This is a genomic window from Mammaliicoccus sp. RAM2 (assembly GCF_045897195.1).
In the GTDB taxonomy this organism is placed as follows: Bacteria; Bacillota; Bacilli; order Staphylococcales; family Staphylococcaceae; genus Mammaliicoccus; species Mammaliicoccus sciuri.
In genome coordinates, this window is sequence record NZ_JBJNWI010000001.1 from 22,210 (window position 1) to 43,798 (window position 21,589).

At 31.5% G+C, this 21,589-nt stretch carries 21 protein-coding genes and 1 tRNA gene; 4 read left to right on the plus strand and 18 right to left on the minus strand.

What is annotated here, in order from left to right:
* Window positions 1–191: 191 nt before the first annotated feature.
* The gene (locus tag ACJTHF_RS00110; RefSeq protein WP_232156502.1) at window positions 192–3,539 is read right to left on the minus strand and encodes an endo-alpha-N-acetylgalactosaminidase family protein; all 3,348 of its coding nucleotides are present in this window, start codon (window positions 3,537–3,539) and stop codon (window positions 192–194) included.
* A gap of 169 nt (window positions 3,540–3,708) precedes the next feature.
* The gene (locus ACJTHF_RS00115) at window positions 3,709–3,945 is read right to left on the minus strand and encodes a hypothetical protein (RefSeq protein ID WP_058591336.1); all 237 of its coding nucleotides are present in this window, start codon (window positions 3,943–3,945) and stop codon (window positions 3,709–3,711) included.
* Window positions 3,946–4,100: 155 nt separating this feature from the next.
* On the opposite strand from ACJTHF_RS00115, the gene ACJTHF_RS00120 reads away from it, so the two are divergent.
* From ACJTHF_RS00120 to ACJTHF_RS00130, 3 genes are read left to right on the plus strand one after another with little or no spacing between them, the layout of a single operon-like run.
* Window positions 4,101–4,538 carry a GNAT family N-acetyltransferase gene (locus ACJTHF_RS00120; RefSeq protein WP_058591335.1) on the plus strand — a complete coding sequence of 146 codons (438 nt, stop codon included), beginning with the start codon at window positions 4,101–4,103 and terminating at the stop codon, window positions 4,536–4,538.
* A gap of 30 nt (window positions 4,539–4,568) precedes the next feature.
* Window positions 4,569–5,138: a GrpB family protein gene (locus ACJTHF_RS00125; protein WP_078355670.1), complete on the plus strand. Its 570-nt coding sequence runs from the start codon at window positions 4,569–4,571 to the stop codon at window positions 5,136–5,138.
* A gap of 27 nt (window positions 5,139–5,165) precedes the next feature.
* Complete coding sequence (locus ACJTHF_RS00130; protein WP_058591333.1) at window positions 5,166–5,603, plus strand: GNAT family N-acetyltransferase; 438 nt, start codon at window positions 5,166–5,168, stop codon at window positions 5,601–5,603.
* A gap of 176 nt (window positions 5,604–5,779) precedes the next feature.
* Here the strand turns inward: ACJTHF_RS00130 and ACJTHF_RS00135 are convergent.
* From ACJTHF_RS00135 to zapA, 16 genes are all read right to left on the minus strand, one after another.
* Window positions 5,780–5,853, minus strand: a tRNA-Arg gene (locus tag ACJTHF_RS00135).
* A gap of 122 nt (window positions 5,854–5,975) precedes the next feature.
* The gene (locus tag ACJTHF_RS00140) at window positions 5,976–6,191 is read right to left on the minus strand and encodes a hypothetical protein (protein ID WP_037587508.1); all 216 of its coding nucleotides are present in this window, start codon (window positions 6,189–6,191) and stop codon (window positions 5,976–5,978) included.
* Between the two features lie 182 nt (window positions 6,192–6,373).
* Window positions 6,374–6,880 (minus strand): metallophosphoesterase family protein, encoded by a 507-nt coding sequence (locus ACJTHF_RS00145; protein WP_058591332.1) that lies wholly within the window; start codon window positions 6,878–6,880, stop codon window positions 6,374–6,376.
* Entirely contained in the window at window positions 6,877–7,461 is a 585-nt protein-coding gene (locus ACJTHF_RS00150) for an XTP/dITP diphosphatase (RefSeq protein ID WP_048542319.1), read from the minus strand. Before ACJTHF_RS00150 ends, ACJTHF_RS00145 begins: the two co-directional genes overlap by 4 nt.
* A 12-nt stretch (window positions 7,462–7,473) precedes the next feature.
* Window positions 7,474–8,271, minus strand: a complete 798-nt coding sequence (gene racE / locus ACJTHF_RS00155) for a glutamate racemase (protein WP_048542317.1) — start codon at window positions 8,269–8,271, stop codon at window positions 7,474–7,476.
* On the minus strand, window positions 8,268–8,702 hold the full coding sequence (locus ACJTHF_RS00160; protein WP_048542315.1) for a MarR family winged helix-turn-helix transcriptional regulator: 435 nt from the start codon (window positions 8,700–8,702) through the stop codon (window positions 8,268–8,270). The genes racE and ACJTHF_RS00160 overlap by 4 nt, the downstream gene beginning before the upstream one ends.
* Window positions 8,703–8,853: 151 nt before the next feature.
* Window positions 8,854–9,663 (minus strand): succinate dehydrogenase iron-sulfur subunit, encoded by an 810-nt coding sequence (sdhB, locus tag ACJTHF_RS00165; RefSeq protein WP_232156504.1) that lies wholly within the window; start codon window positions 9,661–9,663, stop codon window positions 8,854–8,856.
* A 2-nt stretch (window positions 9,664–9,665) separates the two neighbouring features.
* A complete protein-coding gene (sdhA, locus tag ACJTHF_RS00170; RefSeq protein WP_058591331.1) occupies window positions 9,666–11,429 on the minus strand; it encodes a succinate dehydrogenase flavoprotein subunit in 1,764 nt (587 codons plus the stop codon).
* A gap of 32 nt (window positions 11,430–11,461) precedes the next feature.
* On the minus strand, window positions 11,462–12,073 hold the full coding sequence (locus ACJTHF_RS00175; protein WP_058591330.1) for a succinate dehydrogenase cytochrome b558 subunit: 612 nt from the start codon (window positions 12,071–12,073) through the stop codon (window positions 11,462–11,464).
* Window positions 12,074–12,268: 195 nt separating this feature from the next.
* Window positions 12,269–14,050 (minus strand): excinuclease ABC subunit UvrC, encoded by a 1,782-nt coding sequence (uvrC, locus tag ACJTHF_RS00180; protein ID WP_048542309.1) that lies wholly within the window; start codon window positions 14,048–14,050, stop codon window positions 12,269–12,271.
* Between the two features lie 150 nt (window positions 14,051–14,200).
* The gene (gene trxA / locus ACJTHF_RS00185; protein ID WP_025904628.1) at window positions 14,201–14,515 is read right to left on the minus strand and encodes a thioredoxin; all 315 of its coding nucleotides are present in this window, start codon (window positions 14,513–14,515) and stop codon (window positions 14,201–14,203) included.
* Between the two features lie 111 nt (window positions 14,516–14,626).
* A complete protein-coding gene (locus ACJTHF_RS00190) occupies window positions 14,627–15,373 on the minus strand; it encodes an enoyl-CoA hydratase/isomerase family protein (RefSeq protein ID WP_048542307.1) in 747 nt (248 codons plus the stop codon).
* A 120-nt stretch (window positions 15,374–15,493) separates the two neighbouring features.
* Complete coding sequence (locus tag ACJTHF_RS00195) at window positions 15,494–17,842, minus strand: endonuclease MutS2 (protein ID WP_232156506.1); 2,349 nt, start codon at window positions 17,840–17,842, stop codon at window positions 15,494–15,496.
* Between the two features lie 26 nt (window positions 17,843–17,868).
* Entirely contained in the window at window positions 17,869–19,572 is a 1,704-nt protein-coding gene (polX, locus tag ACJTHF_RS00200) for a DNA polymerase/3'-5' exonuclease PolX (RefSeq protein ID WP_106417626.1), read from the minus strand.
* Window positions 19,573–19,633: 61 nt separating this feature from the next.
* Window positions 19,634–20,161, minus strand: a complete 528-nt coding sequence (locus ACJTHF_RS00205) for a CvpA family protein (RefSeq protein ID WP_048542302.1) — start codon at window positions 20,159–20,161, stop codon at window positions 19,634–19,636.
* Complete coding sequence (gene zapA / locus ACJTHF_RS00210) at window positions 20,158–20,430, minus strand: cell division protein ZapA (protein ID WP_025904633.1); 273 nt, start codon at window positions 20,428–20,430, stop codon at window positions 20,158–20,160. The genes ACJTHF_RS00205 and zapA overlap by 4 nt, the downstream gene beginning before the upstream one ends.
* Window positions 20,431–20,606: 176 nt before the next feature.
* Between zapA and rnhC the strand changes: the two genes are divergently transcribed.
* Window positions 20,607–21,533: a ribonuclease HIII gene (gene rnhC / locus ACJTHF_RS00215; RefSeq protein ID WP_058591327.1), complete on the plus strand. Its 927-nt coding sequence runs from the start codon at window positions 20,607–20,609 to the stop codon at window positions 21,531–21,533.
* Window positions 21,534–21,589: the final 56 nt, after the last annotated feature.

The window sequence follows — 21,589 nt, forward strand, 5'->3', positions numbered from 1 at the left end:
AAAAATGTACCAGTCTTTTTTATATGGAAAAATCAAGGTGAACGTTAGGTTCTATATTGCTTGTTTGTGGTGTCTTGCAATATTCAGCCTCCCAACATTGCTTGTCGCAACCCACTTGCAATATTCAGACCCCTATTTCTGAAAATATGGAAAAGAGTCTAGAACATTTCTGTCCCAGACCCATTTTTAACTTAATCCTCTTTTACTTCTTTAATGACTAAATTATCTAATACGAAATCTTTAGTCCCTTCAAAGTTCACTTGACCTTCATTTTTAACACCTTTATTGTCTGCCTTTTTATCTGTTGATGCTATGCCAATCCATGTTTGACCATTTTTATGACCTTTAATTTTTGTTTTAAATTGACGATGTTTCTTACTTTCTACAGTACCTTTCAATGGTGTTTCTTTGTATTTTTGATTATCAATACTGTCGCTACCTGTAGCAAAAGCATATGTGTCATCAGATCCTGCTTCATAATCAAACGAAACTTCATATGTCTTATTTGGTTCAAATCTAAAGTTTTGCGGTATCGTTTGATAAGCAAGTTTATTCTTTTCTACTTGACCATTAATTTTTAATGACCATGTACCCTCGATAACATCACTTATACGTTTATTATTCCATCCGCGTTGTGTATATGGGACATGTTTTTCAGATAAGTGTGTTCTATTATCTTCTACGCCTTCAATATCAGACACAACAAATGGGAATATGCCTTGAGGTACTTTTTCGAAATTTTGTTTAAACACTTTATCTTGTGAATATAATTGTTGATCATTTTCGAAAATTCGAATGTCATCAAAATAAGTGAGACCTTCGCCTTTATCTCTAGAAATTGTTAAAATTGCTTTACCATTTTTAGGTGCTTTAAAGTGCACATACATATTTTGGAAGTAACTATCGTTACCTTTAGTTGCTGATTCTTTAGTTGTATTATGAGTGTTAGCTTTAACATAATTTTTAGCAATGGATTTAGTAGTATAATTTTGATGTGTTGTACCATCTGCATCTACTCTAATACGTGCTTTATGATCACTTCGATTATCCACACCTACATATACTGCATATTGTTTACCTGGTTTCAAATCTGTTAATTTTTGTTTCAATTCAACATTTTTCTTCGGATTGTTAATCGTTACCATATTGTCGCTACTGTTTGATTTCGTAATAGAAACAGCTTTTTTAGATCCTTTAATTTTCCAATCTTTAAGATTTTCTGCATTAAATCCTGGATCTTTAATGTGCATATCTTCTCCGTATTTCACTTTCTCTTTATGTTGTTTTGATTTATACAATACATATGGTGTATTCGCTTTGACATTGCTTAAGGTAACTTTACCATCTCTAACACGAACATTATCAACATATTGGCGACCATGCTCAGTTAATTGGTATAATTTTAAATGCTTACTGTTCCAACCTTTTGGTAATTCCCAAGTTGATTCTCCACCATCTTCATTATAATGATAAAGTTTTTGTTTCTTACTGCTTAATTGTTTACCATTTTCATCCCAGTTCCACGGAATTAAATATTTATTGCCATCCAATATTTTTTGACCATTTAATGTGATCGTTCTAGATCTATAATTTTCTTTATCATTTTCATAATCATTAGATTTACGCTTAATAACTATTTTGTCTTTACCATTTTTTAATTGGATTTCCATTTCAGGTGTCCAATCAACAGTTTGGTCATTTGCTGTCATTTTGACTGGCTTGCCATCTACCCACTTCGTAACTTCAAAGTGCTGTAGGTATTTCGTAGATAAATTTGTTTTAAAAATATTATTAATGTATTCATCAAAGTTGTTTCTACCTTGCCAACCTTCAAAGTCTTTCATATCATATCCACCGAGTAATGGATAATCAGCTGCACCTGAATAAGTTTGGTAATTACCTACCCAAGAGTCTTTCTCGTGGTTTCGAATAAATCTTGCGACTTTTGAATTAATACCTTTGTTTTCATAACCACCATAAGTTAAATCTGCAGCCCAATGTTGGAATGTTGAATCATATTCCATACCGTGCCCCCATTCAACAGCCACTCTCCAACCTAAATCTTGAATTTCTTTTGCTAATTGATGGGACATCCAAGCTTGGTTATCACCTGATTGACCATTGCCCCATACATCTACATAAATAAAGTTTAAATCTTTACCTACTTTATCTTTAAAAGCATTTAATCGATCTTTTCTACCATGCAACATATCATATTTTGCATCAATGTTAATACCTTGATCTAACCAATTCCAACCATAATTATACGTACCGTCTTCATTTTTTCTTAAACGGTCAGGATTAAATGCTTTAGACTCTGGATATGTTTCACTCGCATTAATATGTACACCAAACTTTGCACCATATTTCTTACCGTTCTTAAGTAATTTCTTCATATCTTCAGCGCCACCGATACGTTGACCAATATTATCATAATCAAGATGACCAGAATCGTGACCCTCACTACCATATCCTTTTAATATAATTGACTGACCTAATCCATCTGTATTTAAATTAACTTTTTTAACACCATCAAGCGATTTTAAGAATGGATTTTGTGCTTGTGAACCGAAATTCATTGCGATACGGTGTGCAACTAAATCTGGTACAGATTCTGAACCTGTCGGATGATTCATGATAGCTCTATATGCAATAGCACCATCTTGCCAGTCTGTTTTTCCATCACCATTTTCATCATCCGTTATAACAACTTTTGTTTTTGGCATTAAATGTTGTTCTTTAGCATTTTCATAACTTTGACCCGGCTGCAATATCCAGTTAGAACTAGATAAACCGACATATTTATCTTTATCTACTTGTTTAGAAGTCGCATTTATTCTCGTATAATCAAGCTCTCCTGTTCCTTCAGAATGTTGTGAATTACTCCAAACACCTGCACTCGTCTTATCGTTTGAAACAAAACCATACATCATTGGATAATTAAAACCATCTTCAATATCTTTATTGACTTTAAAGTTTTTGTCGCCACTTTTCATCGTATTTGTAGACATACGTGTTGTTTGTAAGTTAGCATTTTTCTGTTTAGAATTCACAGAAACTAATGAATGATTAGGTATCTCAAAATCTTTTATAACAGTATCATCACTTTTACCATCCAACTTATTTTGGTAATCCTTCATATCAAAATGCAATTGGTTATCTTTAACTTTCATCTCAATTGTAAATTCAGCATCTATTTTTTTATCCTTATTAGAAGCAATTAATTGATATTGAGCTGCATGCGCATTAATTTTTTTATACTTAACTTTCGGTTGAACCGATTTACCATTCACTTTAATCGTCTTAATCTCTTTAACTTGGCCATCCATCTTTTTACCATTTTTCAAAGTATATTCAATAGCCCTTGGAAACGATTTATCAACCTTCACTTTCATCTTATTACTCTTTAATACGTCCCCTTTGACTTTTGCTTCTACATGATGATTCATCAGTGTAAATAAACTTAACAACATAACTGAAACAATTGAAACGACAAACAGTTTTTTCCTCCATACAAATGTTTTATTACTTAAATTCAAATTAAACACCCCTTATTAAAATTTGAAAACTTACATTAATTGTAGACTTTTATCTTATGATAGTCTAGCGTTTTTGTTCTATATTGTTTGATTTTACTTTCTGTTTTGTTCATATAAACAAAAAGAACGAAATGATGAGATTCATCATTTCGTTCACATTTCATACTATTTATTTATAATTTTTAATTACTCTAACAATCAGTGCAATCATAGGAAAAATCATTAAAACAAGAATAATATAATATAAATTAACAATACTATTTTCCCATGTAATAGGCACAATCACACCAAGCGCCATAATAAGCACTAAAATGATAATATTTACAAACATGCATACTAACAGATCACGAAAACTTGATTTATTTTTGTAATCGAATGTTTGCTTCCAAAAATTTATATATGTCATAAGCAACCCTCCATTCCATTTACAGAATATACCAAATATATCAATTAATATCAATTGTTTTTTAGTGGTTTCTTAAAAATAATAAGAACATAATTTGTTTTAAATTGCTCAATTAAGTTAAACTTAATCTACTATCTAGAACGAGGAGGCATGTTATGAATTTAAGAAATATTAAAGTTGAAGATTATAATCAATGCGCAAACAATTTAGTTGCAGCCTATGCTGGATCGCCTTGGTTTAATAAATGGACTGAACAAGAAGCTAAACTCAGAATTGAAGCTACAATGAGTGGATTTAATTCTAGAGGATTTGTTATCGAAGATGAACATAAAATTATTGCAATGTGTTTAGGTCGTATAGACTATTATTTTAATGGTTTTAATCAATTCTGTATCGATGAATTTAATGTCATTCCCAACCTACAAGGCTCCGGTATAGGTAAACAATTAATGAACTTTGTCAAAGATGAATTAAAAAATGAGAACATAAATAATATGTTCCTAATAACGGGCGGAGAATTAGCAGCCAATTTTTATACTAAAAATAATTTCAAAGTAACAAATGAAGGTTATATGATGGAAATTGAATTTTGATTAGTATAAAGTTCTCTACCACTTATTTTAATGAATTTAAAAAGGACTGATATAAAAATGAAGGTTAATATCGAAAAATATAATCCTTATTGGGTAAATCTTTTTGCAAAAGAATCAAACAATATAAAAAGAATATTTGGTGATGAATTACATTCAATCCATCATATAGGTAGTACATCAATTCCACATATATATGCAAAACCAATTATAGACATTATGCCTATCGTTAATAATATAGACAATGTGGATAAATATAATCATGATTTTGAAAAGTTTGATTATGATGTGCATGGCGAATATGGAATAGTTAATAGAAGATACTTTACTAAATTTGATAAAGAAACTAATAGAAAACTTTACCACGTTCATATTTATGATTGTAAAGATGATAAAAACATTATTCGCCATCTCGCTTTTAGAGACTTCTTAATTGAGTTTCCAGAAGTAGCTAAGGAATATGAAGATTTAAAAATGATGCTCATTAATAAGTATTGCGGAGACAAAGAACAATATGTAAATGGGAAAAATGAATTTGTAAAAAGGACTGAAAAGCTTGCTATAAATTGGTATTTACAAAACAAAAAAGGATACAGACTATAATTCATTTCAAAAATATAGGTGATAACAATGATACATATAAAAGAATTTTATAATTCATTACCAGAGTTGGAGAATAAAGAACTATCTAAATTACACAATGAAATCTTCGATACAAATGAAAATTTAAACGACAAATTCTTAAGTAAAAATAAAATTATAATTTTAGTAGCTTATAAAGAAAAAGCAATTGTTGGATATAAAATTGGATATGAAATGGATAGTTCTACTTTTTACAGTTGGTTAGGTGGCGTTGAAAAAAATAATCGAAATCATGGAATTGCACAGAAGCTTATGGATAAACAAGTAAGCATATTAAAAAGTAAAAGGTACGAAAAAATTCAAACTAAAACTTTTAATAAATGGAAAAGCATGCTCATTTTAAATATCAAAAATGACTTTCAAATAAGAAATTGTTATCCAGATAATAATGACTTAGCGATCATTTTAGAGAAAGATATCAAATAGAAAATTACAGAAAATATTCAACAACATTAAGATATCCTAAGTAGTTTATACAACTTTTATAACGTTGGCGTACAGTTGGCGTAGTTACGCTATTTAACAAGCCATTTTCATATACAAAAAAATCCCGTCATGTCTACGTTACAAGTAACGAGATACAACGGGATATTGGTAATTTACGTCCTGGGAGGGATTCGAACCCCCGACCGACGGCTTAGAAGGCCGTTGCTCTATCCAGCTGAGCTACCAGGACATTTTCAACACAAGAATAATTATATCGAATAGATACTGATTTATCAATACTTTTTAAAAAGAAAAAGGTTTATTAAATCGCTTTCGAAGTATTATTACACGTTTAGTTATTTTGTTTTACTTTTATTCGGTGATTACAATGTCATTAACTTTAACTGTATTGGCTTTTTCGGCTTTACACAAAGATTTATCTTCAAATATTTCTATAACACTCGCATGTACAAGTCCGTTTGCTGTTAATACATATATGTTTTCGTTCTTATGTAAGTCGTTATATTCGTTTTTATTTATACAAAACTCATCATCATTAATAACTGATGTAACGTGTGTTCTGCCCATTTCTACCCCTCCTATGTATGATAACTTATTAGTTTTTACATAAAATTAACGACATTCATAATTATAAAACAATTTTTGTTTAATTGAAAGTTTATTCTAATTTTTTAATAAAATTGAGATATTCGTAAGAATACCTCAATAAATAAAATCTATTTGCCATTTTTGTTTTGCAAAATATATATTTAAATTGCTAATGATAATTTTTCTACTTCTTCATTATTTCTATTTAAATATGTTAAAGTTGCATTATTTAATGCTTCATCGAATTCAATGATTGCATATGTTTCTTCCCATTGACCTCTTGTTTGAGAGATGCTTCCTGGGTTGATACAATAAACGCCATCTATTGTCTCACATAATGCAACATGACTATGTCCATAAAATGCAAATTTAGCATGATTATTTTTTGCATGAGCACTTAATACTTCTCTAGATCCTTTAATATCATATCTATGACCATGTGTATAGAAATAACCAATACCTTCTATTTCACCTTGTTCTTCTATTGGAAATTGTGGATCAAAATCACAATTTCCTTTAACTCTTTGATACAAACTTAGTTCTGTATCATCGTAGTCAAATTCAGAATCACCTAAATGTAAAAATAAATCTGCGTCTTTATATTTTTCGTATATTTCATGAAGTATACCTTGTTCGCCATGATTATCGCTAACAATTACCCATTTCATTGGAATCGCTCCCCTATATCTTCATTCATTAATTTAATTGCATTTCCACGGTGACTAATTGCACTTTTTTCTGCAGCAGTTAGTTCTGCCATCGTTCTGTCTTGTGAAGGTACGAAGAAAATCGGGTCATAGCCAAATCCGTTTTCGCCTCGTGGTTCATCTATTATTTCACCAGGTGCTTTACCTACATATGTAACAGTTTCTTTTCCAGGCTCACTTACAGCAATTGCACAAACAAATTCTGCTGCTCTATCTTCTATACCCTTTAAGTTTGTTAATAATTTTTCTATATTATCTTGATCATTTTTTTGTGTACCTGCATATCTTGCTGAATAAATACCTGGCTCACCATTTAAAGCTTTTACAGATAGCCCACTATCATCTGCAATAACGATTTTATTTAATTGTTTTGAAGCCGCTTCTGCTTTCAAAATCGCATTCTCTTCGAATGTTGTACCTGTTTCTTCTACATCAAAATCTGGTGCAATTTCAGAAATACCTATAACATTTGCTTTTGGAAAAATTGTTTTAAAGTCATTTATCTTTCCTTGATTGTTTGATGCAATAATAATATCTTTCATATTTATCTCTCCTTACAATGTTATTCGTTCAACTTGAGCATCTTCTATATGTAGCCATTCTTTTATCGTTCTCGTGATATGTTCAACATCACCATTTGCAAAAAATTGATGTTTCGGATTTGGTGTATAATATGAATGCTCATTACTAAAAGTCAATAATGCACTTACTTCTCTTGCTGTTTCTAAACCTGAAGATATGATTGTCTTGCCATCATCAAAATATTGATGAATCGCATCGTATAATAATGGATAATGTGTACATCCTAATATAACTGTATCAGAATCATCATATCGCCACTGTTTAAGAGTTTGATGGATAACAATACTCGTAATCGTCGGATCTTTATATCTCATTTGTTCAACTAAAGGAACGAATCCTGGACAAGCAACTCCTTTAACTTCTACTTGAGGATTAATAGATTTAATACTTCGTCTATATGCTTCAGATTTAATTGTTCCCTCTGTACCAAGAACAAGCACTCGATTATTTTTAGTTGTCATAATTGCTGTTCTTGAACCTGGATCAATAACACCAATCACGGGTATTGATAACATTTCTTGCAAAGGTTTCAAAGCAACCGCAGTAGCTGTGTTACATGCGATAACTAACATTTTAATATCTTTTTCAACTAAAAAGTTAGCTAATTGAATTGTAAATGATTTAACTTCTTCTCTTGTTCTCGGGCCATATGGACATCTTCCAATATCACCTAAATAAAATATCGTCTCATTTGGCAATTGTCGCATGATTTCTTTAGCAACTGTTAAACCACCAATCCCTGAGTCAATTACACCAATTGGTTTATTCATTCATCTTCACTTCGCATTCTTTTTAACATAATTTCTAAAGCTTCATTAAATTTTATTTTATCTTTATCTTCCATAATAGAAAGAAGATCTTCAGTATAAATTTGTCTCGCTTGAACAACTTCGTCAATAAGTGCCATGCCTTTTTCTAATAACTTGACGTGGAATACTCTTTTATCTTTCTCAGATTGAATTCGTTGAACGAGTTCTTTTTTTTCGAGTTTATCTACTATATCTGTAGTAGTAGAATACGCTAAAAATAAACGTTTAGATAATTCACCAATTGTAATTTGATCATGCTCATTGAGCCATTGTAAAGCTATAAATTGAGGTGGTGTGATATCATAAACCTTTAATTGTCCTCTTGATTTTAATTTCGTTCTTTCTACTATATGTCTTAACGAATATTCAATCTGTTTTGTAATTTCTTCCATAGTTGTTTGTACCTCTTTTCTCATCAAACTTATATTAATAATAATAACACATACGCTTATATGCAGTTAATGAATTGGCCTTTAAGTTTTATAAATAAACAAATAAGAGGCTAGGACATAAAATTATGTCCCAGCCTCTTTCATATCTTTATTAGTTTACTTCGTGATCTGAACCGAAGAATGATTTAAACATTTGGAAAGTAGCTTCTCTGTTCATTGCTGCGATTGATGTTGTTAAAGGAATACCTTTCGGACAAGCATTTACACAGTTTTGAGAACTACCACATTCTTGTATACCACCATCAGACATCAGTGCTTTAATACGTTCATCTTTAGTCATGCTTCCAGTTGGATGCAAGTTGAATAAACGAACTTGAGAAATTGCTTGAGCACCCATGAAATTATTATTCACGTTTACGTTCGGACAAACTTCTAAACACACACCACATGTCATACATTTAGAAAGTTCATATGCTGTTTGACGTTTCTTCTCAGGCATACGTGGCCCTGGTCCTAAGTCATAAGTACCATCAATTGGTACCCATGCTTTAACTTTTTTCAAGTTATCGAACATACGAGAACGGTCAACTTGTAAATCACGAATAACTGGGAAGGTCTTCATTGGTTCAAGTTTAATTGGTTGTTCCAATTGATCAATAATAGCTGAACATGATTGACGTGCTTTTCCGTTAATAACCATAGAACATGCACCACAAACTTCTTCAAGACAGTTCATATCCCAAGTTACTGGTGTCGTCTTCTCACCATTTGACTTAATCGGATTTCTTTGGATTTCCATTAAAGCTGCAATAATATTCATATTTGGTCTATATGGAATTTCAAATTTTTCTTCATAAGGTTGAGATTTATCATTTTCTTGACGTTTGATAATGATAGAAATCGTTTTGTTTTCTTGGTTTTGACCTTGTGCATTGTTTTCAACTGTTTGAGTGTCTGCCATAATTATTTACCTCCTTTAGATTTCTTAGAGTAATCACGTTTACGAGGTTTAATGTGACTAATATCCACTTCTTCATATGAAAATTCTGGTGCTTCTTTAGGTCCTCTATATTGAGCAATCGTTGTTTTTAACCACTCTTCATCATTACGGTCTGGGAATTCTGGTTTGTAATGCGCACCACGTGATTCGTTACGATTATAAGCACCAATCGTAATAACTCTTGCTAGTACTAACATATTCCATAATTGACGCGTAAAGAATACAGCTTGGTTACTCCAAGTAGATGTATCTTCCATATCAATATTTTGATATCTTTCCATCAACTCAACAATTTTCTTATCTGTTTCTAGAAGTTTATCATTATGACGAACAACTGTAACATTGGCAGTCATAATTTCTCCTAATTCTTTGTGTAACTTATATGCATTTTCTGTACCTTTAAGTTGTAATAAATGATCGAATTTTTCTTGTTCTTCATTTATACGTTTTTGGAAAATTTCTTCATCTATTTCTGTATATGATCTTTCGATATCTTTAACATATTTAACCGCATTTGGTCCTGCAACCATACCACCATAAATAGCTGATAATAATGAGTTTGCACCTAATCTATTACCACCGTGTTGTGAATAGTCACATTCACCAGCAGCGAATAAACCTTTAATATTCGTCATTTGATCAAAGTCTACCCAGATACCGCCCATTGAATAATGAACTGCTGGGAAAATTTTCATTGGGACTTTACGAGGGTCGTCACCAGTGAATTTTTCATATATTTCTATTATACCACCAAGCTTAACATCTAACTCATGTGCATCTTTATGTGATAAATCAAGGTAAACCATGTTTTCACCGTTGATACCAAGTTTTTGGTTCACACAAACATCGAATATTTCACGAGTCGCAATATCACGAGGTACTAAGTTACCATAATCAGGATATTTTTCTTCTAAGAAATACCAAGGTTTACCGTCTTTATACGTCCAAATACGTCCACCTTCACCACGAGCTGATTCACTCATTAATCTTAATTTATCATCACCAGGAATTGCAGTTGGATGGATTTGAATAAACTCACCATTTGCATATTTAGCACCTTGTTGATAAACAACTGAGGCTGCTGAACCTGTATTAATCATTGAGTTTGTAGATTTACCAAATATGATACCTGGTCCACCTGTTGCCATAATAACAGCATCTGAACCAAATGATTCGATTTTAGAGTCAGTTAAGTTTTGAGCCACAATACCGCGTGCAGCATCTTCCTCATCTTTAACTATCCCTAAAAATTCCCAACCTTCATATTTCGTAACTAAACCTTTTACTTCGAAACTTCTAACTTGTTCGTCTAATGCATATAATAATTGTTGTCCAGTTGTTGCACCTGCGAATGCAGTTCTATGATACAAAGTACCACCGAATCGACGGAAATCTAAAAGACCTTCTGGTGTACGGTTAAACATAACACCCATTCTGTCTAATAAATGTATGATACTAGGTGCTGCTGCAGTCATATTTTTTACAGGTGTTTGGTTAGCAAGGAAATCTCCACCATACACTGTGTCATCGAAGTGAATGTCAACAGAGTCACCTTCACCTTTAGTATTGACAGCTCCATTAATACCACCTTGAGCACAAACAGAGTGTGAACGTTTAACAGGAACTAATGAGAATAAATCAACTTGTGCACCTTGTTCAGCAGCTTTAATAGTTGCCATTAGTCCAGCTAAACCACCACCGACAACAATGATTTTGTTGTTTGCCATAAAAATTGTCACTCCCCTAAAAAGTATAAATCCTATACGAATGCAAAAATAGCTCTTAAGCCAATGATACTAATTACGATAAATACAAATAAAGTCACATAAGTCATAATACGTTGTGATTTTGGTGATTGTGTAATTCCCCAAGTGATGAAGAATGACCATAAACCATTTGAGAAATGGAATATAACACTTAATACACCAATAACATAAAGCGTTACAGAAATTGGATTAGATAAAATATCTGAAACCATATCAAAGTCAACGTGATGTCCTAATGCAGCTTGAATACGTGTTTGATATACATGAACAGCTATGAAAATAAATGATATGATACCAGTTATACGTTGTAATAAGAACATCCAGTTTCTAAATAGTGAATGTCTTCCTACGTTTTCTTTAGCTGTAAACGCTATGTATAATCCATAAATAGCGTGGAATAGTATAGGAATATAGATAACTACAACTTCTAATACAATTTTAAATGGTAAGTGCCACATAAAATCTGATGCTTTATTAAAAGCCTCTGGACTTATCGTTGCAAAATGGTTAATAACTAAATGCTGAATTAAGAATATTCCTATAGGAATTACACCTAATAATGAATGAATACGACGTAAAATAAACTGTTTTTCGCTTGACGCCAAAAGAAGTCCCCCCTAACTTTAATCTATGGCCCTATCGTTATATTAAGAACATAGTAATCTGAAAACGATTACATACATCCCAAAAAAAATTCGATGAGCATTTACATGTATATTGTAACATCATTAAGTATGAATTTGGGCATGAGAATTATTCTCACACCCAAATATATAGATTTTTTGTTGTAATTTTACCATTTATTTACTAAGCTTATCTACTAGATTTTGAGCAACCTTTTTAGGAACACCAATTTTCACAAAATCCTCTAAATGTGCTTCTCGCATTTTTTTAATTGAACCGAAATGTTTCAATAAGGTTTGTTTACGTTTTGGTCCAATACCTTCTATTTCATCTAAAGCTGACTTAAGTGTTGTTTTTTGTCGTGTTGATCTATGGAAACTAATTGCAAATCGGTGTACTTCATCTTGAATTCGTTGAAGTAAATAGAATTCTTGTGAATTTTTCTTTAGTGGTATAATTTCAGCTTGTAATCCATACAATAATTCTGAGGTTTGGTGTTTATCATTTTTACTTAGCCCTGCAATGGGTATATCAAGTCCTAGTTCATTTTCTAATACATCTCTAACTGAAGACATATGACCTTTACCACCATCGACAATAATCAAATCAGGTATTGGTAGACCTTCTTTTAATACTCTTGTGTATCTTCTTCGAACTGCTTCTTGCATAGACTTGTAATCATCTGGCCCTTTAACGGATTTAATTTTATATTTACGATAGTCTTTTTTACTTGGTTTACCATCCACAAAAGCAATCATAACAGAGACTGGATCCACACCTTGAATATTAGAATTATCAAATGCTTCAATTCTAATCGGTGTTTGAATACCCATTGCCTCACCTAAGTTCTCGATAGCTTTGACAGTTCTAGATTCATCTTTCGCAATTAATTCGAATTTATTTTTAAGTGAGATGCTCGCATTTTTTATAGCAAGATCCACCATTTCTTTCTTCTGACCTCTTTTAGGCTGAATCACTCTTGAATCAACAACTGATTCAACTGTTTTTATGTCTAAATTCTTCGGGATATGAATTTCTTTTGGTGTTAAATGTTGGTTTAAAGAATAGAATTGACCGATAAATGTATAGAATTCTTCTTCTGCTGTTTGAATAATGGGTATCATAGATGCTTGTCTTTCAATTAGTTTGCCTTGTCTAATAAAGAATACTTGAATACACATCCACCCTTTATCTACAGAATAGCCAAATATATCTCTCATCGTCATGTCGGCTGACATCATATTTTGTTTATAATTTAACATTTCAATATGTTGTATTAAATCACGGTATTCTTTTGCTTCCTCAAACTTCAATGCTTCACTCGCTTGATTCATCTTCTCATTCAAATCATTGACAATCGTTTTGTCATCGCCATTTAGAAAATCAGTAATTTCTTTAATCATCGTTTGATACTGACTTTGTTCGACTGGATATACACATGGTCCTAAACATTGTCCAATATGATAATACAGGCATACTTTATTTGGCATTGTGACACATTTTCTTAATGGATAAATTCTATCTAGTAATTTTTTCGTTTCATGTGCAGCATAAGCATTTGGGTATGGTCCGAAGTATTTACCCGAATCTTTTTTTACAGTTCTCGTCACGATAAGTCTAGGGTGTTTTTCTTTTGTAATTTTTATAAATGGATAACTTTTGTCATCTTTTAATAATATATTGTAGCGTGGCTGATGTTTTTTGATTAAGTTAAGTTCAAGTAATAAAGATTCTATTTCACTTGAAGTCACGATAAATTCAAAATCTCTAATCTCACCTACGAGCCGAGTTGTCTTTTCATCATGTGCACCTGTGAAATAGCTGCGAACTCTGTTTCTTAATCGTTTAGCTTTTCCAACATATATAACCGTTTGTTGTCTATCTTTCATGATGTAACATCCAGGCTCCGTTGGTAATACATCAAGTTTTTGCTTAATTTTCTTTTGGTAGTCTTCCACCTTTATCACCTACCTTTTTAAATTCATTATATCAATAAAATTTACATTGACCAAAACATACGTTCTATATAAATATCTATCATCACACAAAAACTGCCTACAAAGTCATATGCTTTGTAGACAGTTTGGATTAATCATAGGTTATAACGATTAATAATGTTTAGATAATACTTGTTCTAGTTGTTCTTTAGGTTGGAAACCTACTACTTTATCTACAGCTTCGCCATCTTTAAATACGATTAAAGTTGGGATACTCATAACTTCGTATTTAGCTGCTGTTGCTTGGTTTTCATCTACGTCTAATTTAACGATGTTAGCTTTACCTTCAACGTCTTTAGCTAAATCTTCTAATACTGGCGCGATCATTTTACAAGGTCCACACCATGGTGCCCAGAAGTCCACTAAACTAACGCCTTCTTTGATTTGTTCATCGAAATTTGCATCTGTTGCTTTTAATAATGCCATTGGAAAAATCCTCCTTGTTAACTTATGATAATGAGAGTATAGCACGCTTTATTTTGCAATGCATGTTGTTTGCTCAAAGTGTATTGTACTTGATATGAACTATATTAGCAATCACTTAAATTCAGGTTTTCTTTTGTTCATAAATGCATCAATACCTTCTTTTGCATTGTCACTTTCAATAATATCAACGAAATGCCTTTCTTCAATTTGATCACTTTCTAATGATAAATCTAAATTAGACATTTGCTTGATGACTTTAATAGAGTCTAAAGATTTAGAAGCGATAGTATTAGCTAATTTTTCAGTAGCCTGTTCTAGTGCTTCTTTATCTTCTACTATTTCATTAAATAAATGTTTAACTTCATCTAAATTGATATTCTCACCTGTTAACGCAGCTTGTAATGCTTTATGTTGACCTACCATAGCTGATAATCGTCTAACACCGCCAAAGCCTGGGAATATACCTAAATTAATTTCAGGTAATCCTACTTTTGTATCTTTCGTGATTAATCTCATATCACATGCTAAAGCAAGTTCAAAGCCACCGCCTAAACAAACACCATGAATTGAACTAATAACTGGCTTATGACATGTCTTAATCAATCTAAATAATTTAGCACTTGTAGAAGCTAAATCTAATCTTTCATGTTTAGTTAGTTCTGGGAATGATTTAATATCTGCACCTGCAGAGAAACATTTTTCATTACCCTTTATAACGATGACTTTCACATCTTCATCGAATCCTTCTGTTTCAATTGCTTCAATAATGCTATTTAATACTGCCTCATTTAAAGCATTTACCGGGCCATGATTTAATTGTATATAAAGAACGTGGTTTTCAACATTTGTATTTATCAAGAAAATTCCTCCTTATAAAAATATTAAGTATGCAATACCTGCTATAAATGTTAAAGCAGAAATAACGAGTAATACTTTAGCTAGTTTATACATATCAAAATTATCCAATATGTTTCCTCCTTATTTCAATGTTACAACTGTAACACCAAATCCACCTTCTGAAGGCATACCTGTACGATATGAATCTACAGAACGATGTTTTTTAAGATGGTCAGCTACACCTTTTTGTAATGCACCTGTACCTTTACCATGAATAATGTTTACTGTACCGTAATTAGAAAGTTCTGCTTGATCGATATATTGGTCTAATTCTAACATAGCATCTTCATATCGGTAACCACGTAAATCTAAATCCATTTTTATAGTAGATCGATTCGTTCTAGGAACAACTTTACTTGGTTGTTGTTTCTTTTTATCTAGTTTTTCTAAATCTTTTACTTCTATTTTCATTTTGAGTATACCCATCTGAACTACTACTTCTTCATCGCTGATTACATCGATAACTTCACCTTTTTGACCGTATGATAATACTTTAACGTCATCACCTTTTTCAATCTTATCGTGACGTTCTTTCTTAACATTTTGTTTCAGAGATTGAGATGTATATTGATTATCAAGTCGTTTCTTTCGCTCAATGAGTTCATGCTCTTTTACATTTGCAGCTGAATTATCTCGCATATCTCTAAGTTCTTGAAGGATTGTTTCCGCTTCTTCAGTCTTCTGTTTAACTTCTTGATTGGCTTTATTTCTCGCTTCATCCATCAATTGTGTTTTGAAGTTTTCAAATCGTTGTAATTCCTGTGTTAATGATTGATGCAAGTCTATAGATTCTTGTTTTAATTTTTCAACTTCAATACGATCATTTTCAACAGATTTAGCATTTTTCTCAAGTGATTCTATCATGACATTGATTTCTTTTTCATCTTGACCAATCAGTGATTTTGCATGATTGATGAGTTCATTTTTAAGCCCTAATTTTTTAGAAATTTCAAATGCGTTTGAACGTCCTGGTATGCCCATTAATAATTTATAAGTTGGTCTTAAAGTTTCAACGTCAAATTCAACACTCGCATTCATCACTTTCTCTCGATTATAGCTATATGCTTTAAGTTCAGGGTAATGTGTTGTAGCCATGATTAAAGCATCTCTTTCAATCGTATAATCTAAAATACTCATTGCTAATGCTGCACCTTCACTAGGATCAGTCCCTGCTCCTAATTCATCAAATAATATTAATGAGTCTTTATCCGCTTGATCAATAATATTGACGATATTTTTCATATGTGATGAAAACGTCGATAACGATTGTTCAATAGATTGTTCATCACCAATGTCACAAAATACTTTCTTAAATATCGTTATAATTGCGCCATCTAATGTAGGAATTAACAAACCAGATTGTGCCATTAACGTGATTAGACCAACTGTTTTTAAAGTAACTGTTTTACCACCTGTATTAGGACCTGTAATAATAACAGCATTAATATCTTCTTTAAATTCAATCGTATTGCTAACCACTTCTGATTGATTAATTAAAGGATGTCTTGCTTTAGGTAAATATATCGCTCTATCTTCAGATATGATTGGTTTAGTAGCTTTAATAATTGCACCAAATTTAGCTTTTGCTGTTACAAAGTCTAAATGCCCCATAACTTCTGTGCTTGAAATTAATTCATAGCCTACTTCGCTAACTTGTTCTGTCAGAATATATAACAATCTATCTTTTTCTTCTTTTTCTTTAGCTTTAACTTGAGCGATTTGATTATGCATTTCAACAATTGCACTTGGTTCAATATATAATGTTTGTCCAGATGCTGATTGATCATGTACGATACCATTAAAATCTTGACGATACTCTGCTTTAACCGGAAGTACATGTCTATCATTTCTAACCGTTACAATTGAATCCGATAATTTCTTCTGATTAGCTGAAGATCTAACCATTTGCTCTAATCTCGATTTAATACGATCGTTCGTTTTTTTAATTTGATGTCTCAATTCAGCTAATTTCGGACTTGCCGTATCAAACAAATCGTGTTCGTCACACTGTTCATTTATTTGATTAAGCAATTCACTTAAAACTGGCAATTGCGCTACATAACCATCGATATTTGGATAAAGGATTGCTTCATCTTCATCAACGATACTTGCGTAAAATGTTTTGAATCTATTTTGAACTTGAATATTACGTTTAATTTGGTTTAATTCTTCAACGTTTAACAAACTGCCAATTTCTGCACGTCTTACATAAGACTTAATATCTTTTAGGCCTGAATAACCAGGTACTCTATGTTTATTATAAATTTGAGTCATTTCGTCTGTTTCATTTATGCTTTGCTGAACTGTTTCAAGTTCATCACTTGGTTTAAGTTCGTTAATAATACGTTCAGCAATATCACTTGTCGCATGAGTAGACAATTGTTGAATAATTAAGGGATATTCAAGAACTTTTAATGTTTTCTCATTCATATTATCTTCCCTCTTCTTTTAATACTTTATTTTGTTGATTGGATCCATTTTTTAAATGCTTCACGTGATTTAGCATTAATCACTTGTGATTTTTTAACCCAACCTTTTTGAGCCGTCCCAACACCATATTTCATGAAATCAAAATGATCAATATGATGGGCATCTGTATTGATTGTAATCATTAGGTCAGGATTATTTTTTAATACGTCAGCGTTTAAATCTAATCGTTGTGGATTAGCATTCAGTTCTAATACTGTATTAGTTTCTCTTGCCATTTTAATAAGTTCATCAATATTAGGACGGTATCCTTTTCTTCTACCAATAATTCTACCTGTCGGATGTGCAATATGTCTCACATATTGATTTTCACATGCAGTTCTAAGTCTATTCATAATTTCTTCTTCAGATTGATTGAAACTTTGATGAATTGCTGCAATAACATAATCTAATTCTTTCAATACGTCATCTGGATAATCTAAACTACCATCTGGTTTAATATCCATTTCTGTACCACTATAAATATCAATTTCTTTATACGATTCATTCAGTTTTTTAATTTTTTCGTTTTGTTCCAATAAACGTTCAATAGATAATCCATTTGCTACTGCTAAACTTCTAGAATGGTCTGTAATACAAATAAATTGATATTGACGTTCAATTGCCGCTTCAATCATTTCTTCAAGTTTAAAAGCACCATCACTATAAGTTGTATGCATATGAATATCACCGTTAATATCTTCTAACTGAATGATATCTTGAATATCTTTATCAAATTCTGTACCATCCTCACGCATTGTTGGTGGTATATATGACACGTTAAAATGATCATAAATTTCCTTTTCACTTTGATAAGTGATGATGTTACCATTTGCTTCTTCTATGCCGTACTCGCTTACTTTTTCATTTTTTTGTTTAGCAAGTTGTCTAATTTTAATATTATGATCTTTTGAACCTGTAAAATGTTGCAATGTATGATAGAAAGCTTCTGGTTGAATCAGTCTAAAATCAACACCAATAACATCATCTTCAATTTGTAAATCTAGTGAAACTTTCGTTTGTCCAACAGCAATTTGTTCTTTAATATCTGGAAACTCGAGCAGAGCTTGTTGTACTTTTGTAGGTTCTTCAGTCGAAATAATATAATCTAAGTCTTTGCTCATTTCTTTCATTCTTCTGAAACTACCTGCAACTTGATATTGATTAATGTCTTCAATATTATCTAAAAATTGATTAATAACTTCATGTGCTTTAATCATAGTATTGATTGAATATTTTTCAGGTCGTTGACCTAACACTTTCGCTTCTTCAAGAAGTTTTTGTTCAGTCTTTTTCGCAAAGCCTGGTAATTCAGACACTTGATTATTTTCACACGCTTTGATTAAATCTTCTTTATTTTTTATATCTAATTCTTTATATAATTTCGCAATTTTTTTACTACCTAATCCAGGTATTTTTAGTAATGGAATGAGTCCTTCTGGAATTTCTTGTTTTAACTCATCTAAATAACTTTGTGTCCCATTATCAATATATTCATTTATGACATCGCCTACACCTTTACCAATTCCTTTTAAAGATGTCACATCTTCAATTTCATTTAACGTTCTTTCATCTGTTTCTAATGATTGACTCGCTTTTCTGTATGCTGATACTTTAAATGGATTCTCACCTTTAATTTCCATGTATATTGCAATTGTTTCTAACATTTTTACGATATCTTTTTTTGTTAACATGTCTATTCCTCCGTAAAAAAAGTCATAGGTTCTCCCATGACTTTTTTCAATATGAATTCATTTAATTTGAAAGCCATTTTACTAATTGTTCAGATAAGAATGGTGTCTTTGTTAATACTGCATTTCCAATAGAAGACTGTTGCAATGCATCTATAAAAGGTGCTACAGGAATAACTGCAAATGCTGCTAATATGATAATCACAACTAAATACGCTTCTATAAATCCAAGTACGATACCAAAGTACCTTGCATATTTACCCCCAAATTCCATTTGATGATAAAAATCAAATACTGTTGCTACAATTTGTAAAATTATTTTAGTGAAAACAAATAAAATGAGAATCGCCATAATATTATAAAATGCATTCTCATTATTAATATTATTAAATATTGCATTCTTACCTTCTGTAGACGCACTCGGGTAAGGTAATATTAAATGCAATTGCTTGCTAAATGGTGCGTAACAAATGCTGGCAATCACCAATGAACTAATCGTGCCGATAGAATGTAATGATTGTAATACTAAACTACGTCTATATCCAATGATGACACCTATAATTAAACATAAAAATATAAGTAATGTTATCATTCTAAATGTCCTTTATTTTTTAATTGTTTGATTTCTTCTCTTAACTTTTCATTTTCTTCTTCTAATTTAACATATTCATGCATAACATTAACAGCTGTAAGAACAGATTTACGCGTTGTATCCAAGCCTGCATTTAATTGCCCGAGCGCTTGCAACTTTTCATCCACTCTACCAGCTACATATCGAATATGTGATGGATCGTCTTCACCAATAATTGTATAATGTTGATCATTTATAACCACTGTCACTCTATTTTTATTTTCACTCATTATACTACCCCTGTTCAAATTATAAATGGATTTCTATATATGTAATCATACTATATTATACATGACATAAGTTCATTTGTGTATGAATATCCACCAACTTGATATGAGAAAATTCGTTTATATCATAAATTTATGCTACTCTATTTATAGAAAAATTAAAAAGGCAGGACTTAAAAGTGGCAAACATCGTAAAAACAATTGACTCCAATACAATCAATCAACTTATAAAACAATATAATATGGAAACAAAGAACTTACCAACTGGCACTTTAGCCCGCAAGAAAATAAAAAGTACACAAGTCCAAATATACCGTTCAAAAAAAATAATGTTTCAAGGTAAAGATGCAGAACAAGTAGCAAGTGAAGTGCTTAAACAAAACATTACGTCATCACCATCTAAAGCAACAACTGTTACAAAAAAATATGAATTTGATATACATAATACAATTGGTAGTGATGAAGCAGGAAGTGGCGATTATTTTGGACCACTCACAGTATGTGCAACATACGTATCTAAACAAAACGCTAAAATTTTAAAAGAAATTGGTGTGATGGACTCCAAGTCTTTAACTGACCCTAAAATTGTAGAACTAGCTGAACAAATAATACAAATATGCCCTCATTCTCTAATTGTACTTGATAATCCCAACTACAATACAAAGCAATCAGAAGGTTGGAGCCAAGTTAAGATGAAAGCAGTCCTTCACAATCAAGCTATTAAAAATGTCATCTCACGAATAGACGAACAAGAATTAGAACAAATTGTGATTGATCAGTTCGTGCAAGCAAGCACATATGAGCGATATATTATTGGTCAAATGCCACGTAAAGACATTACACACTTTGAAACAAAAGGTGAATCAAAATCAATCGCAATTGCAGCAGCAAGTATTATCGCAAGATATGCATTTGTTAAACACATGGATCAATTAGCAAAATCTTTAAATGTCATTATTCCTAAAGGTGCAAGTAATAAAGTAGATCTAGAAGCAGCAAAAATCGTCCAAAAATATGACATGCAACAGTTAGATAAAATTACGAAAACACATTTTAAAAATAGAGATAAAGTATTAGACCTTATTAATCGAAAAAGGAGAAATTAATATGTTACTTATCACATTCAGTTGGCAAGTCATTCTTGCCCTAATCATTATTTGCT

What these genes read in the sequence shown, in the direction of transcription:
- ACJTHF_RS00115 (WP_058591336.1), bottom strand. Translation starts at nt 3,945, where the DNA reads ATGACATATATAAATTTTTGGAAGCAAACATTCGATTACAAAAATAAA.
- ACJTHF_RS00140 (WP_037587508.1), bottom strand. Translation starts at nt 6,191, where the DNA reads ATGGGCAGAACACACGTTACATCAGTTATTAATGATGATGAGTTTTGT.
- zapA (WP_025904633.1), bottom strand. Translation starts at nt 20,430, where the DNA reads ATGAGTGAAAATAAAAATAGAGTGACAGTGGTTATAAATGATCAACAT.
- trxA (WP_025904628.1), bottom strand. Translation starts at nt 14,515, where the DNA reads ATGGCATTATTAAAAGCAACAGATGCAAATTTCGATGAACAAATCAAA.
- polX (WP_106417626.1), bottom strand. Translation starts at nt 19,572, where the DNA reads ATGTTAACAAAAAAAGATATCGTAAAAATGTTAGAAACAATTGCAATA.
- ACJTHF_RS00130 (WP_058591333.1), top strand. Translation starts at nt 5,166, where the DNA reads ATGATACATATAAAAGAATTTTATAATTCATTACCAGAGTTGGAGAAT.
- ACJTHF_RS00145 (WP_058591332.1), bottom strand. Translation starts at nt 6,880, where the DNA reads ATGAAATGGGTAATTGTTAGCGATAATCATGGCGAACAAGGTATACTT.
- ACJTHF_RS00150 (WP_048542319.1), bottom strand. Translation starts at nt 7,461, where the DNA reads ATGAAAGATATTATTATTGCATCAAACAATCAAGGAAAGATAAATGAC.
- sdhA (WP_058591331.1), bottom strand. Translation starts at nt 11,429, where the DNA reads ATGGCAAACAACAAAATCATTGTTGTCGGTGGTGGTTTAGCTGGACTA.
- ACJTHF_RS00205 (WP_048542302.1), bottom strand. Translation starts at nt 20,161, where the DNA reads ATGATAACATTACTTATATTTTTATGTTTAATTATAGGTGTCATCATT.
- ACJTHF_RS00160 (WP_048542315.1), bottom strand. Translation starts at nt 8,702, where the DNA reads ATGGAAGAAATTACAAAACAGATTGAATATTCGTTAAGACATATAGTA.
- ACJTHF_RS00125 (WP_078355670.1), top strand. Translation starts at nt 4,569, where the DNA reads ATGAATTTAAAAAGGACTGATATAAAAATGAAGGTTAATATCGAAAAA.
- racE (WP_048542317.1), bottom strand. Translation starts at nt 8,271, where the DNA reads ATGAATAAACCAATTGGTGTAATTGACTCAGGGATTGGTGGTTTAACA.
- sdhB (WP_232156504.1), bottom strand. Translation starts at nt 9,663, where the DNA reads ATGGCAGACACTCAAACAGTTGAAAACAATGCACAAGGTCAAAACCAA.
- ACJTHF_RS00195 (WP_232156506.1), bottom strand. Translation starts at nt 17,842, where the DNA reads ATGAATGAGAAAACATTAAAAGTTCTTGAATATCCCTTAATTATTCAA.
- ACJTHF_RS00120 (WP_058591335.1), top strand. Translation starts at nt 4,101, where the DNA reads ATGAATTTAAGAAATATTAAAGTTGAAGATTATAATCAATGCGCAAAC.